General features: G+C 59.0%; 15 protein-coding genes and 4 tRNA genes. 4 read left to right on the top strand and 15 right to left on the bottom strand.

Annotated elements, in window-relative coordinates; genetic code table 11:
* Positions 1–116: 116 nt before the first annotated feature.
* The 6 genes from LRR79_RS09585 to msrB form a co-directional block, all read right to left on the bottom strand.
* Positions 117–192: transfer RNA gene (locus LRR79_RS09585), tRNA-Gly, on the bottom strand.
* A gap of 38 nt (positions 193–230) precedes the next feature.
* Positions 231–306: transfer RNA gene (locus LRR79_RS09580), tRNA-Glu, on the bottom strand.
* A gap of 106 nt (positions 307–412) precedes the next feature.
* Positions 413–488: transfer RNA gene (locus LRR79_RS09575), tRNA-Gly, on the bottom strand.
* 1 nt (position 489) lies between these two features.
* Positions 490–565, bottom strand: a tRNA-Glu gene (locus tag LRR79_RS09570).
* A 198-nt stretch (positions 566–763) separates the two neighbouring features.
* The gene (locus tag LRR79_RS09565) at positions 764–1,630 is read right to left on the bottom strand and encodes a DUF1499 domain-containing protein (RefSeq protein ID WP_231756997.1); all 867 of its coding nucleotides are present in this window, start codon (positions 1,628–1,630) and stop codon (positions 764–766) included.
* 27 nt (positions 1,631–1,657) lie between these two features.
* Positions 1,658–2,059 carry a peptide-methionine (R)-S-oxide reductase MsrB gene (gene msrB / locus LRR79_RS09560; protein ID WP_231756996.1) on the bottom strand — a complete coding sequence of 134 codons (402 nt, stop codon included), beginning with the start codon at positions 2,057–2,059 and terminating at the stop codon, positions 1,658–1,660.
* Between the two features lie 261 nt (positions 2,060–2,320).
* Here msrB and LRR79_RS09555 point away from each other — a divergent pair, with 261 nt between their 5' ends.
* On the top strand, positions 2,321–3,535 hold the full coding sequence (locus LRR79_RS09555) for a pyridoxal phosphate-dependent aminotransferase (RefSeq protein WP_231756995.1): 1,215 nt from the start codon (positions 2,321–2,323) through the stop codon (positions 3,533–3,535).
* 19 nt (positions 3,536–3,554) lie between these two features.
* Entirely contained in the window at positions 3,555–3,950 is a 396-nt protein-coding gene (locus LRR79_RS09550) for a hypothetical protein (protein ID WP_231756994.1), read from the top strand.
* A gap of 13 nt (positions 3,951–3,963) precedes the next feature.
* Here LRR79_RS09550 and LRR79_RS09545 read toward each other — a convergent pair whose 3' ends face one another.
* The 5 genes from LRR79_RS09545 to LRR79_RS09525 are packed head-to-tail and all read right to left on the bottom strand — an operon-like array spanning position 3,964 to position 8,727.
* Positions 3,964–4,908, bottom strand: a complete 945-nt coding sequence (locus tag LRR79_RS09545; RefSeq protein WP_231756993.1) for a class I SAM-dependent methyltransferase — start codon at positions 4,906–4,908, stop codon at positions 3,964–3,966.
* Between the two features lie 4 nt (positions 4,909–4,912).
* Positions 4,913–6,106 (bottom strand): ATP-NAD kinase family protein, encoded by a 1,194-nt coding sequence (locus LRR79_RS09540; RefSeq protein ID WP_231756992.1) that lies wholly within the window; start codon positions 6,104–6,106, stop codon positions 4,913–4,915.
* On the bottom strand, positions 6,103–7,245 hold the full coding sequence (locus tag LRR79_RS09535) for a 4-phosphoerythronate dehydrogenase (RefSeq protein WP_231756991.1): 1,143 nt from the start codon (positions 7,243–7,245) through the stop codon (positions 6,103–6,105). Before LRR79_RS09535 ends, LRR79_RS09540 begins: the two co-directional genes overlap by 4 nt.
* A gap of 19 nt (positions 7,246–7,264) precedes the next feature.
* Complete coding sequence (locus LRR79_RS09530) at positions 7,265–8,194, bottom strand: 5'-3' exonuclease (RefSeq protein ID WP_231756990.1); 930 nt, start codon at positions 8,192–8,194, stop codon at positions 7,265–7,267.
* A complete protein-coding gene (locus tag LRR79_RS09525; protein WP_231756989.1) occupies positions 8,191–8,727 on the bottom strand; it encodes an elongation factor P hydroxylase in 537 nt (178 codons plus the stop codon). The genes LRR79_RS09530 and LRR79_RS09525 overlap by 4 nt, the downstream gene beginning before the upstream one ends.
* A gap of 620 nt (positions 8,728–9,347) precedes the next feature.
* Between LRR79_RS09525 and LRR79_RS09520 the strand changes: the two genes are divergently transcribed.
* Positions 9,348–10,034 (top strand): hypothetical protein, encoded by a 687-nt coding sequence (locus LRR79_RS09520; RefSeq protein ID WP_231756988.1) that lies wholly within the window; start codon positions 9,348–9,350, stop codon positions 10,032–10,034.
* Between the two features lie 207 nt (positions 10,035–10,241).
* On the opposite strand, the gene tusA is transcribed toward LRR79_RS09520, so the two are convergent.
* Complete coding sequence (tusA, locus tag LRR79_RS09515; protein ID WP_043316909.1) at positions 10,242–10,472, bottom strand: sulfurtransferase TusA; 231 nt, start codon at positions 10,470–10,472, stop codon at positions 10,242–10,244.
* A gap of 188 nt (positions 10,473–10,660) precedes the next feature.
* Between tusA and LRR79_RS09510 the strand changes: the two genes are divergently transcribed.
* Positions 10,661–10,993, top strand: a complete 333-nt coding sequence (locus LRR79_RS09510) for an antibiotic biosynthesis monooxygenase family protein (RefSeq protein ID WP_231756987.1) — start codon at positions 10,661–10,663, stop codon at positions 10,991–10,993.
* Here LRR79_RS09510 and LRR79_RS09505 read toward each other — a convergent pair.
* The 3 genes from LRR79_RS09505 to LRR79_RS09495 all read right to left on the bottom strand — a co-directional run bounded on the left by LRR79_RS09505 (position 10,923) and on the right by LRR79_RS09495 (position 12,762).
* On the bottom strand, positions 10,923–11,579 hold the full coding sequence (locus LRR79_RS09505; RefSeq protein ID WP_231756986.1) for an alpha/beta family hydrolase: 657 nt from the start codon (positions 11,577–11,579) through the stop codon (positions 10,923–10,925). The genes LRR79_RS09510 and LRR79_RS09505 overlap by 71 nt on opposite strands.
* Positions 11,579–11,809, bottom strand: coding sequence for a YheU family protein (locus LRR79_RS09500; protein ID WP_231756985.1), 231 nt, complete (start codon positions 11,807–11,809; stop codon positions 11,579–11,581). Before LRR79_RS09500 ends, LRR79_RS09505 begins: the two co-directional genes overlap by 1 nt.
* A 137-nt stretch (positions 11,810–11,946) precedes the next feature.
* A complete protein-coding gene (locus tag LRR79_RS09495; protein ID WP_231756984.1) occupies positions 11,947–12,762 on the bottom strand; it encodes a class I SAM-dependent methyltransferase in 816 nt (271 codons plus the stop codon).
* Between the last annotated feature and the right edge of the window lie 7 nt (positions 12,763–12,769).

Raw genomic sequence — 12,769 nt, 5'->3', positions numbered from 1 at the left:
TGCAGCGAAAACATTTCAACCACGGAACGGAAAGTGTGGAATTTTGAGAGCGCAGGTAAGAGCCCGGCTCTCCAGAAAACAGGCAAAAAAAAGCCGCTCAAAGAGCGGCTTTAGATTGGAGCGGGAAACCGGGTTCGAACCGGCGACCTCAACCTTGGCAAGGTTGCGCTCTACCAACTGAGCTATTCCCGCAATCCTGTGGTAAAGCTGCCTTGGCAGCTTCACAGCATTGGCATCCCCAAGGGGAGTCGAACCCCTGTTACCGCCGTGAAAGGGCGGTGTCCTAGGCCTCTAGACGATGGGGACATAGAACATTCTCAATCTCTTGGAGATTGAGTTTGGTAAACTGGAAATCATCTTGCGATCAATTTCCTTTTTACCTGCTCACTCGCAATGGCCAGTGAACAAAAATTGGAGCGGGAAACCGGGTTCGAACCGGCGACCTCAACCTTGGCAAGGTTGCGCTCTACCAACTGAGCTATTCCCGCGTGGCATCCCCAAGGGGAGTCGAACCCCTGTTACCGCCGTGAAAGGGCGGTGTCCTAGGCCTCTAGACGATGGGGACCCAGAAGCTTCTTTCGGTGCCGCTGTTTCGGTGAAGAAAGATCAGCAGTGCCTCAGAAGTGGTGCGCATTCTATGGACGGGCCGGGGGGCTGTCAACACCCGATTGAAAACTTTTTAACAAATTTTTCCTTTCCATACAGGCACTTACATAACCTGTGCACAAAACCCGCAGAAATGACCCAGCGGATGGACCAACTATTACTGCGCCACCTCCCCCCGTTCGCTCACCCGCTGCTTCAGCTTCTGCAGAAACGTGCGTATCGACTCGGCGTTACTGCCCAGATCGCGGCTGCCGGTGCGGGAGGCAGAACGCATATCCACCCGGGTGGACGTCGGTTCCGGCGCGGTCGCTGCATCGGCGCCTGTGCTGTTTGCTCGGTCGGCGCTTTTGCGCTCCGGTGTTTCTTCCTGATTGCCCTGCGCGTCCACAGGCCGGATGCGCACCACCACATCCTGGGTAATACCGAGTATCGGCGTACGCACCACGGCCTCCAGCTGCCCTTTCCCGGCCTGCACCGCGATAATACGCCAGCCGAGATCCCGGGCCACCAGCTCCGCCTGGGAAATGACTTCAGAGGGTGTTGCGGTCAGGATCAGCGGTTTGATATCCCCGTAGAGAGGCGACTTTTCCTGAACCACCGCCGCCGCACTGCCCGGATAGTCCGGGCTGTGGTCTCCCTCCTTGCGCAACGACAGCAGCAGATCGAACTGCGGTGGGTCTTTGAGGTCTGTGGAGATATCGTAGAGTGCCGGCGCACTGAGATTCTGCTGGCCCACGAAAAACAGTGGCAGGGCGACGGGAATCACCCCCATCAACATGGCCCAGAGGGCAGCGGTTCGCGCCTCACTGTGGCGCCGGACCATCCCCCACAGAAAAACCAGCATCGACAGCAGTGCCAATGCGACCATGGCCAGCCCCAGGCCGGTGAAGACACGAAATGAAGAGTCCAGATGCAGCAGCCCCACACGCACGGCGACGACCGTAAGTGCTATTAGGGTCAGAAATAGCCACTGGAATCGGTACAGCCAGCGGCTCCAGTGCCGCGGACGACCGGATCTCAGCATGTTCGTTCTCCCCTGTTGCGCCCGGCACTACTCAGCTTTCTCGTCCGGGTCCAATTTTACCGACAGTGAATTAACACAATAGCGCAAGCCGGTCTCGGTCGGGCCGTCGGGGAACACGTGCCCCAGGTGACAACCACAGTTGGCGCACACGATTTCGGTACGGTGCATGCCGAGACTGTTATCGACCCGCTCTGCCACGGCCCCCTGCTCGGCCTCGGCATCGAAGCTGGGCCAACCGCAACCGGCGTCAAACTTGGACTCGGCATTGAACAGCCGCTTGCCGCAGCAACGGCACAGGTATTTGCCGTCTTCAAAGGTATCCCAGTATTCACCAGTAAATGGACGTTCGGTCCCGCCTTCCCGGCAAACGTGAAATTCTTCCGGAGTAAGGCGTTCGCGCCAGTAGTTATCGTCTTTTTCTTTTGCCATACTGTGACTCCTTTTTTGCCTGATAAGTCAGTATCCAGCGGCATTACCCTGCCCGGCACAACGCTTTGCGGCAGCACCCCTATCCCGGTGCCAACCCTTCGTCCGGCCGGTTACCCGCCAAGATGTAGCACAGCCTACTAGGTCCGAGCGTTTGGTAGAAACGGTTTTGCCTGCACGAAGGTCCGCCGGTAGTTCCGGTACAGGCGCTGTCGGCATGACGGATTTAAACCCTTAGCAACAAGCTCACTAAAGAACGCAGCAATGAAGGATATTCACAAGTCGGAAAAACTCCACGGGGTCTGTTACGAAATTCGCGGACCGGTGATGGAGCAGGCAACGCGCCTGGAAGAAGAAGGCCACCGGATCATGAAGCTGAATATCGGCAACCCGGCCCCCTTCGGCTTCAATGCACCGGATGAAATCCTTCAGGACGTAATCTACAACCTGTCCCAGGCCCAGGGATACGTGGAGTCCAAAGGCCTGTTTGCCGCACGCAAGGCCATCATGCACGAATGCCAGGTACTCGGTGTACCCGATGTGGATATCGATGATATCTATCTGGGCAACGGCGTTTCCGAGCTCATTTCCATGTCGACCCAGGCACTGCTGAACAATGGCGACGAAATGCTGTTGCCGATGCCCAACTATCCGCTGTGGATGGCGGCCACCAACCTGACCGGTGCCAAGGCGGTGCTGTACCGCTGCGACGAACAGGCGGACTGGCTGCCGGATATCGAAGACATCAAATCCAAGATCACCCCGCGTACCCGAGGAATCGTGGTGATCAATCCCAATAACCCCACCGGCGCGGTCTACCCCCGCGAGCTGCTGCAGCAGATCGTGGAAGTGGCACGTCAACACAACCTGGTTATTTTTGCCGACGAGATTTACAGCAAAATCCTTTACGACGACGCCGAGTTTATCCCCATGGGGTCATTGGCCGAAGATGTGCTGTGCCTCAGCTTCAACGGCCTGTCCAAGTCCTACCGCCTGGCCGGGTTCCGCTCTGGCTGGATGGTCGTCAGCGGTGCCAAGCACCTCGCCAGAGGGTTTATCGAGGGTATGGATATATTGTCGTCCATGCGCCTGTGCGGCAATGTCCCGGCGATGTTCGCCGTGCAGACCGCACTGGGTGGTTACCAGAGTATCAAGGATCTGGTATTGCCCGGCGGCCGCCTGCGCGAACAGCGCGACCTCGCCTGGGGCATGCTCAACGACATTCCCGGCGTAAGCTGCGTCAAGCCCCAGGGTGCCATTTACATGTTCCCCAGGATCGACCTGGACCGCCACAAGATCGAAAACGACGAACGCTTTGTGCTCGACTTCCTGCGTCAGGAAAAAATTCTGCTGGTTCAGGGCAGCGCCTTCCACTGGGATGCACCGGACCACCTGCGGATCGTATTCCTGCCCCGGGCGGACGATCTGTCTCACGCGGTGAGCCGACTGGGTCATTTCCTCGAGCGCTACACCCGCTAACAGGCTGCACACCGGAATCATGCTCGACGATCTGCACATCCACGACTTTTATCGCGATGCGGGAAGAATCCTGCTGGCACTGTTCCAGCAGTTTCCCGCACCGGCCACCATCTATGTAGAGGATATTGCCGGGCCCGACACGCCGGACGAGTTCGGCCTGCACTCCCCCCGCCACCTGGCCTGTCTTGGCGCCATGACCTGGCTGAAAGAGTGTGGCTATATCAACTTCAGCCAGCTGGTACGCCAGGAAGCGATTGAAGACGCCACCCTCTCCCACCGCAGCTTTCTGCTGCTGGTGAGCCGGGGAGACGATGGGACAAGCAATGCGGAAAAACTGGATCAGGTAGTGCGAAGTGGGTCTTCGCCGCAGCTTGAAGAACTGATGGTGGGGTTGATGGCCCAACTGAACCGCTAGCCACCCAGCCAATTTACCCGCGTTTAAATTTTACGTGCAGCATTTTCAGCGCAGCATCGGGGTCGCTATCAGGGAAATCGGGGCTTTGCGGCAATCGCTCGACCACCAAATACCCCGGATGCGCCGCCTCGATCAATTCCCTGAAGTACTGCTCACTGTGCGCGGGCGAATTCAGCACCAGCAGTAAGTCGGCGTCATCTGCAAGACATCCGGGCAGCAGTTCCAGCTGCCGCGCATAGTTTTCTCCCGCATCGAAACTGCCCCGCTGGCGAGTGGGCGGGTCCACCACAACCAGCTGAAAAGGCCCACGGCGGTCGTAGCGTTTGAAATCCCGCAATGCGTCCATGGCCAGAAAGCGAATCCCCTTGCTCGCCAGCTGGTTGACCTGATGATTGGCCTGCCCCCGCTTCAACACGCCCTTGTTCAGATCCACATTCAACACTTCCAGCTCGCCTGCCGCACGAGCGACAACGGAGAAGGCGCAGGTAAATGAAAACAGGTTCAGCAGTTTCAGCTGGTCGACGTCGCCGGCCTTTTCCCGCACCTGCTGTTCCAGCCACTGGCGACCGGGCTCAATATCCAGGAAAAAGCCCACGTTCTGACGGTCAAAAGTCAGTGGAAACTTCAGCGTCCCACGACGAGCCACCGGGGCTTCCAGCGGCTCGCCACACTGCCATTCAATTGGCGCCCCGCGCTGGTATCGACGCTGAACCGCCACGCCGGTATAACCCGCCGGTTGCCCCAGAGCCCACAACTGCTCCGCCAGCAGATCCTCACCGTCATATGCCTCAAACAGCGTTACCAGAAGCGCCGGGTGATAGCTGTCCACACAGACGCACTCCAGCCCCGGATAACAGCGTCCGCGGCCGTGAAACAGCCGGCGGCTGTCCGGGGAATCGCCCGGCGTCTGTTCATTCAGTTTGCTGCGCACTTCCTGCAGCAGGGGGTCCCAGTTCAAGCTATCAATCACTCACAGTTGTATTTTCAGGGGCTTCGCCACTGCCATCGCCAGACAGAGGGTAGAGAATCTCATCGCGGTAGCCAGTCACTACGCGCACAAAGCCGCTCCAGGCTTCGTCCAATTGCGGGTCGCCACTGTCGATCAGCAGCGGTCGGCCGCCCAACTCGGTAATTTTGGTTTTGGTGGCAATCACCATCAGGTTGTCGCGCCCCACCGCTTTCAGTACAGCGGGGTTCAACTGCTGGTTGCCGCGGCCAATCAGGTGCCCCTGTCCACCGATGGCGGTGAGAACGATTTTTACCGGACGCTGCGGGTTGTCCCGGCGGTGTTCCGCAATGGCTCGGTTAATCTGCGGCGCATTGACATCCGCAGCCAGTAGCGCGCCATTCTGCCAGAGGTCCACCCCCAGCAGGGTGCCATCGCCACCGAGTTCACTCAGTACTGCGAGCGTGGTGGAGCCGGGACCAAACACATAAAGCGTATCGGGGTCGAGCTCGTCGATTTCTTCTACGATTTGTGCAGCGATATCGGCAACGGCCAGCTCTTCCACTTCGCGCCCGGCGTTTTTTACCGCCTGTAGAAAGTAGCCCTCTTCCGGAACCAGTAGCTCACCGTAATAACGGGTGCTTACTCTGCCGTCACGGAAAGACTGTTCGTCAATATCCCGCACCTCGTGCTGATGCAGATCCACCAGTTCGCCGGCCATCAAACGCCGCAATACTTCGCCGCCGGCGCGAGGTGAGATGGCGAAACAGGCGGAGTGCATTTTGACCCCGGCGGGAATACCCAGTACAGGGAAGGCATCACCGAGGGCATTGACCATATTGCGCGCGGTGCCATCGCCACCGGCGAATACAATCAGGTCGGCGCCGGCTTCACGAATGGCGTTTGCCGCGCGCTCGGTGTCCTCCGGCGTCGAGCGAGCACCTGCCGCCTCGCCCACCACTTCGACATTGAACCCCAGAGAGACCGCGAGCTGCTCCCCCATATCCCCGGCAAACGTCACTATCTGCAGCACATTGCAGAATGGCTGGAGAGCGGACAGCGCAAGAGCGGCGCGCTTGTGGGACTGGGGTTCGATACCGGCGGCGAGCGCGCGCTCCACCGTTTCGGCACCGTCACTCCCCTTGAGCCCGGCGGGACCGCCGACACCGGCCCAAGGGTTGATAATAAGTCCGAGTTTCTTGAGTTTCACTTGAGCCCCAGGATTGCCAGTTGTTGTCGGGTGGCGTCGTCGAGGTTGGGCGCTTGCGCCAGCTGGTAATGGGAGAATTCCAGGCGCTTCGGGTACTGCTTGCGCAGACGATCAAAGGCGACCTTCATGGGTACCCCATCATTTTCTGCCTCACTGGCCGCAGCGCGCAGGCGGGCATCGTCTTCCCGCGGGTTGTACATGGCAAGCAGCAAATCACGGATGGCTGCAAAACCCGACAGCTCCGTGGACAGGGGGGCCTGCGGCGCTTGCGAAGCATCCGCAGGCTCTGCCGCGGGTAATTCCAGCGCTCGCTCCAGCGCCTCGCGTACCATGCGCGTACCGGTCAGCTTGCCGTCGTGGCTGTAACCGGCGATATGGGGGCTTCCCAGATCCACTGCCTGCAATAAATTCAGGTCGATATCCGGCTCGTTCTCCCACACGTCCAGGACCGTGGTAAAACGCGGCTCCCGCTTGCGCAGTGCCAGCAAAGCCCGGTTGTCGATAACGGCACCACGACCTGCACTGATCAGTACAGCGCCGGGGCAGATTCGCTCCAGCGCGGTGGCGTCGAGCATATGCAGGCTGGGGTGCGGGCCGACTTTTACCAGCGGCGCATGCTGACAGATCACATCCTGCGCCAGAACCGCCTCCAGGCTTGCGCTGTCCGGGTTGTCGGTTTTCCAGGGGTCGTAAATCTTGCAATCGATGCCCAGCGCCCGCAGTTTGCGCTGCAGCGAGCCACCCACGTTGCCGCAACCGACAATACCGAAGCTGCGGCCCCGCCAATCGATATCCAGTGCCGCCAGAGTGCAGAACACGTACTCAACCACGGAGTTGGCGTTGCAACCGGGCGCCGCGCTCCAGGCAATGCCCTGGGACTCCAGCCAGTCCGTGTCCAGGTGGTCGGTGCCAATGGTACAACTGCCCACGAATCGCACCGGTGTGCGCGCAACCAGCGCTTCGTTCACCTCAGTGACAGAGCGCACCAGTAAAACATCCGCATTCATCAGCTGCTCCCGGGTGAGGGTACGGCCGGGAACCCGGGTGATATTGCCCAGGTCGCCGAACCACTGATCCAGACCGGGAATATTCTCGTCGGCAACAATATTCAGAGATGGTGCTACTTGAGAAGTCGTCATCTGCTGCACGCAATTCCTATTACTGATGATGATTATCGATCGCCGCGGCACCGTTCACGGTGCATTCGGGCAGCAGCGTACGGGTGATTTTGTTGGTCAGCCCGGCTATACCAAACTCCTCCGCCAGGGCGACGGCGAGATCCGGAGCAACCTGCCCGCCGGTTAACTCCGACGCGGTTATTTTCAGAGGGACATCGTACGCCAGCTGTGCCAACGCCAGTGACGTGGTGATCTGCTCGCGATATGCCTGAATCTTCTCTGCCACCCGGGACGCGCCGCGCAGTTTGAGGGTCACTATTTTTTCTGGATTGGCCAGCATATGCCCAACCGAGTCAAAGGCACCCAGCAAGGTCGCTGCGGTCTTGGCCCCGATACCGGGCACCCCGGGAATATCGTCAATCGTGTCACCGACCAATGCGAGATAATCGGCAATCTGCGACGGGCGCACGCCGAACTTGTCCTGTATTTCCTGCTGGCCGATAAAATGATCCGCAGCAACGTCCCACAGGCTGGCCGCTCCGCGGTCCAGCAACTGGCCGAGATCCTTGTCGCGGGTAACAATCACGGGGGCCGTCCCCTGCTCGGCACAGATCCGGGTCAGAGTGGCCAGAATATCATCGGCTTCAAAGCGCTCACTGGCGAAACTGGCGATACCCAGCGCCTCGGCCATCTCGCGACAGGCGGCGAGCTGAAAGGCCAGCGCTTCATCGGGCAACGCCCGACTGCACTTGTAGTCCGGGTAGATATCGTTGCGAAAGCAGCTGCCCAATGACTCATCAAACGCGCAGGCGATGCCACCCGGCCGGCGGGCCAGCAGGTCGAGCAGAAAGTTGGTGAATCCGTACACCGCTTCGGTGGAATAACCCGAGCGGCTTTCCCAGTTGGGCGGCAGGGCAAAGTAGTAGCGGAAGATATAGACCGAGGCATCGACCAGGAAAATCGGCTTCACCGGAGATCCTCCAGGCGATAGCACTCCGCCCGCATCGGATCCGGTTGCCGGAACTCGGCCGCCAGAGCCTGGGCCAATTGCCGCGCGCGCAAATTTACCCCTTGGTGACAATTGCGTTGCACCTGTTGCCAGATGGCGCGCTTGAAGGATTCGCTGGGACCGAGGCCGGCATCCAGGTTGTCGGCGCTGACCCGAAAGTCCAGGCCGCAGGCTCTGGCAAACATCCACTCAAGCGCCTGGGGCTGCACCTCTACCCGCTCGAACTCGGCCTGTTGCGCTGCACTGCGACCATCCGGCGCGTACCAGTAGCCATAATCGGGCAGTTGGCGGCGTTCTTCGCCGGCTACACACCAGTGCGCGGCCTCGTGCAGAGCACTGGCGGGGTAATCGTAAGAAAATTCGACCCGGTGGCGCTCACCCGGTGTGCTGGCCGGGCGATAGTAGGGTTCCGCGTGCCCGCCGACCAGGCAGGTATTCAAGGTCTCCGGCGCCGCAAAACAGTCATTAAAGACTGTGACTATCCGTTCAGTCACTGACGATTCCCGCATCGGGATCTCTTGGTCCACAGCGTGGTCAGAATGGTACGGAAGTTGCTGTTTCAAGACTGTATCTGGCAAAGCGCATGACCGCTGTCGGGATGAATATTGGGCCGAGCGCCCGCTTGGCGCGGACTATATCAGCGCCTGCGGGGGGATCAAGACCGGCCGCGTTGAGGACCGCCGGCGACTCCGCGGTGGAGCCGGATACGGAGTCCGCGACCACCCCCTGCGAATTCAACCAAAAAGGAGGCATTTAGAGGCAAAGAACCCCAATCCGCTGGTTGTATTTCTGCGGATCAGAATATACCTTTGAATATAGGGATACCGGAAACCTGCTGCTGCTCAATGCCATCCCTCGCGAGCGCGCTGGGTAGTCGTTTTCGGTTGCGGTACCGGCTTCCCAGGGAGGCAAAACAGTTGCTCCCGGAGTCTGGATTCGGCGATGGCCGGCAGGTCTTCGCACAGTATCCCTACGCCGGTTGCTTCTAAGCTTTAGGGAGCTGAAATTCTATCGAGCGGGTGCCATCCGGTGCACGCGCAATAGATTTCAGGGCCCTCAAAATAAGTAGTACAAGACCTTCCGCCCTACTACCGGCCCTGCAAGGAGGTGCTCTATGACCGACCACAGTACGAACAACGTGGTTGACCTCTTCACCGGCAAGCCTATCGAAACTTCAGAGAATCTGCGGTTTATCCGTCTGTCTCCGGAGCTGGATGGCTTGGAAATGCTCTACTCCAACAATTCCAGTGGAAATGATCTCTACAGCCTGAAAATTCTTTGCTGGGGCCTGCGTGCCAATGGCGAGATTGTCGGGTTGGTTCCCTGGTTGAACTCCATCGTGGCCTGCCCGGATATTCAAGACCCCCTGGATGGACGGTTTGAAGGCTATTACGACTCTGGCATCGAGGAAATTTTCCACGAGCCTCCCATCCATAAAATCGTCGAGCTGGAGACTGCGGCGGAATACTTCGAGTACGAAAGCAATCAGGCAGATGAAGTGGTTCAGGAGATCCCGGATACCATTGGCACCCATGCGGTGTTCATGGATGTGGACAAGGAGAACCTGACCCTTACAGAAGTCGTGAGCTGGCGTCTGTTTGCCAGCGGAGAGATCCACGGCATGCTGATTGATCACAACAGTGTGGAGACGACACCGGTTCTCCCGGGGGACAATTGTCTGTACCCGGCTCAGGAGTCGGAGTGTTTCCGTTACTTCTTCCAACACCACATCGCCAACAAGATCAAATCCGAGGACCCAGAGGCCCTGGCAGCGATCGCGGCGCTTGTCACTTCGCCCTAACTTACTTCCCTCACAAACACGTAAAACAAGGGCGACCAGTGGTCGCCCTTGTTACATTTGAAGACTGTCGTGGCGGCCGATCACTGGGTACGTCTTTTCGAAACCGCTATGAATACTTCCCTGTACGCTGCGTCGGCGACGTCCCTGTCGCCGACGCTTTCGAAAAGACGTACCCAGCGCTCGACCTTCGCATCTGACTTTTTCGTTTCAATCAGCCTTCTTGATCCAATAAACAAACTCATCATTCTCTTCCGCGTGCTTCACCAGCTCATAGCCAAGAAACTGGCAGAACTTGGGCACATCCCGTTGGGTGGAGGGATCAGTGGCGAACATCTGCAACACTTCGCCGGCGGCGACCTTGCGCACGGCGGTGTGGAGCATCATGACGGGTTCCGGGCATAGCAGGCCGCGGGCATCGAGGGTGTGGTGTGACTTCATAGGCCTATTGTCGGGGATTTGCACGGGCGCGTCATCTGGTATGGTAAGACTCGCTGGTTTCGTCTTGGCTGTCTCGGTGCGCGGGTTTTGGTGAGCAGCTTCGGATATTAGCAGCGACCACGGGCACCCAAGGCTAAACTGCGTACAGCGAGGCCACCAATCCAGAGCGAGCAGGATTCAAACGCGAGATGATTTACGTATTGATTGAGCGAGAAATCGCCGAAGACCTGGAAACCACCTACGAAGACGCGGCCCGTAAGCTGCTGACCAACGCCTACCAGACCACGGGATTTGTGGACGGGCACACCTACACCGAGCTGGATAACCCGCTGCGCCGCTTTACCTTCTCCCGCTGGAAGTCGGTGCTGCACTGGCAGCAGTGGTACGACAGCGAGGAGCGGCGAGACCAGATGGCGCAACTTTCCCCGATGCTGGCCCAGGAGGAGCGTATTACGATCCTTGAGGATGCAGCCAGCGGTGCACCTGGGCAGCAGCCGTCTGCCAGTGTTGTTGCTGGGTAAAGCCACTGACTTTGCGTGGTTTGAAGTCGTGGTCTCCGTCTTCCAGCCAGTACAACTGAATACCTGATCCCAACGGGTATTCGGCCACTTCTTCCCGGCTCCCGAGCTTGTCCCGGGTACCCTGGATAATCAGGGTCGGGCAGGTCATGGGGGCCAGGTGTCCGGTGCGCAACTTTTCCGGTTTGCCCGGTGGGTGGAAGGGGTAACCCAGGCAAACGGCACCGGCCACCCTTCCCCCATCCGCGTTCTCCTGTACCAGCAAACTCGCCACGCGCCCACCCATGGATTTGCCACCGATATACAGGGGAACCCCGGGGAACTCCGTTTCAGCCCGGTCAATCTGCGCCTGAAACGAAGTCAGAAGTACGTCCATTTTGTTTGGGGGGCGCCGCTTGCCGGTTTGCCGGCGCTCGGCCATGTAAGGAAACTCGAAGCGAATCACCCCCAGCCCCTGCTCCACCAGCAACTCAGCCATCGCCCGCATAAAGTCGCTGTCCATGGGCGCGCCGGCGCCGTGGGCGAACAGGAACCAGGCGATGGGGGCACTTTCGGGCCGGTCAATCAGCCAGTTGGTAGGGGGCGCCATCAGTCCCCCCCCTCTTTGGGGATGTCTTCCGCGAGTACCAGGTTGATGGACTCTTCCCCTGGTTCAAACCAGATCACTACGGTTTTGTCGTCCAGCTGGCGGCGCAGGCTGGCGACCTTGTGGGCGAGGCTCACTTCCCGCTCGCCGTAATCGGTCCCATCGCGGGTGGCGTATTCTTCCAGCAGATTCTGCAGGGTGTCCGGATCCAGTTGTTTGTAGGGGATGATCATGGTTTACGGTTCATAAAATACATGGAGATTGTCGGACGGCTCGACAACAAAAAAATGCCCCGAGCGTTCGGGCTCGAGGCATTTTATCGCAACGCCTGAATCGGGAACCAATCAGGCTACCGAAACAGGAGCTTTTTCTATGACTTGGGTTTGCGGAACCGCAGGGTCATGCGATCGCTTTCGCCGATGGCCTGGTACTTTTCCTTGTCTTCCTCACCCAGTGCCAGAGACGGCGGCAAGGTCCAGACGCCTTTCGGGTGAACCGCGGTGTCTTTGGGGTTGGCGTTCACTTCGCTGGCTTCTTCGAGTACGAAACCGGCTTTGGTGGCCAGCTCAACCACATAGTCCTGAGTCATATAGCCACTGGTTTTCATGGCATCGCGGTCGGTGCCCGGCTTGGCCCGGTGCTCCACCACGCCCAGAACACCGCCGGGCTTCAGCGCCTTGTAGAAAGATTTGAACGCGGCGGCTTCGTTGTCGCCGCGCATCCAGTTGTGCACGTTGCGGAAGGTGAGCACCGCGTCGGCGCTGCCGGCAGGGGCGATTTCGCTCTCTTTACCCGGTGCAAACTCGGTCAGTACGATATGGCCATGGGTGTCTTTCTCGTCTGAGAGCCACTTTTCAAAGCTCTCTCGAGAGCGCTTGAAATAACCCACGTCGGAGTCCTTGGGGAAGTGCGCGGCGTACAGTTTGCCGTCTTCCGCCATTAAGGGGGACAGGATTTCTGTGTACCAGCCGCCGCCCGGCCAGACTTCCACCACGGTCATGTCGGGCTTGATCTGGAAGAATTCGAGGGTTTCTGCGGGGTGGCGGTACTGATCGCGCTGGGTGTACTTTTCGGTGCGCTTTTCATTGGCGACGGCGTCTTTGATGGCGTCGGCCTGTGCGGCGCCCGCCATGCCGGTCACAGTAAGGGCGCAGGCCATGCCGGCGAGCCAGTGGGTCAGTTTCATCAAGAAT

This window comes from Microbulbifer elongatus, assembly GCF_021165935.1.
Taxonomy (GTDB): Bacteria; Pseudomonadota; Gammaproteobacteria; order Pseudomonadales; family Cellvibrionaceae; genus Microbulbifer; species Microbulbifer elongatus.
The sequence above is the reverse complement of the archived record's forward strand: the minus strand, read 5'-3'. Positions and strand labels throughout refer to the sequence as shown.

Excerpts from the sequence above, each read along its gene's own strand:
- LRR79_RS09565 (WP_231756997.1), bottom strand. The coding sequence starts at position 1,630 with ATGCTGAGATCCGGTCGTCCGCGGCACTGGAGCCGCTGGCTGTACCGA.
- msrB (WP_231756996.1), bottom strand. The coding sequence starts at position 2,059 with ATGGCAAAAGAAAAAGACGATAACTACTGGCGCGAACGCCTTACTCCG.
- LRR79_RS09555 (WP_231756995.1), top strand. The coding sequence starts at position 2,321 with ATGAAGGATATTCACAAGTCGGAAAAACTCCACGGGGTCTGTTACGAA.
- LRR79_RS09550 (WP_231756994.1), top strand. The coding sequence starts at position 3,555 with ATGCTCGACGATCTGCACATCCACGACTTTTATCGCGATGCGGGAAGA.
- LRR79_RS09535 (WP_231756991.1), bottom strand. The coding sequence starts at position 7,245 with ATGACGACTTCTCAAGTAGCACCATCTCTGAATATTGTTGCCGACGAG.
- LRR79_RS09520 (WP_231756988.1), top strand. The coding sequence starts at position 9,348 with ATGACCGACCACAGTACGAACAACGTGGTTGACCTCTTCACCGGCAAG.
- tusA (WP_043316909.1), bottom strand. The coding sequence starts at position 10,472 with ATGAAGTCACACCACACCCTCGATGCCCGCGGCCTGCTATGCCCGGAA.
- LRR79_RS09510 (WP_231756987.1), top strand. The coding sequence starts at position 10,661 with ATGATTTACGTATTGATTGAGCGAGAAATCGCCGAAGACCTGGAAACC.
- LRR79_RS09505 (WP_231756986.1), bottom strand. The coding sequence starts at position 11,579 with ATGGCGCCCCCTACCAACTGGCTGATTGACCGGCCCGAAAGTGCCCCC.
- LRR79_RS09500 (WP_231756985.1), bottom strand. The coding sequence starts at position 11,809 with ATGATCATCCCCTACAAACAACTGGATCCGGACACCCTGCAGAATCTG.
- LRR79_RS09495 (WP_231756984.1), bottom strand. The coding sequence starts at position 12,762 with ATGAAACTGACCCACTGGCTCGCCGGCATGGCCTGCGCCCTTACTGTG.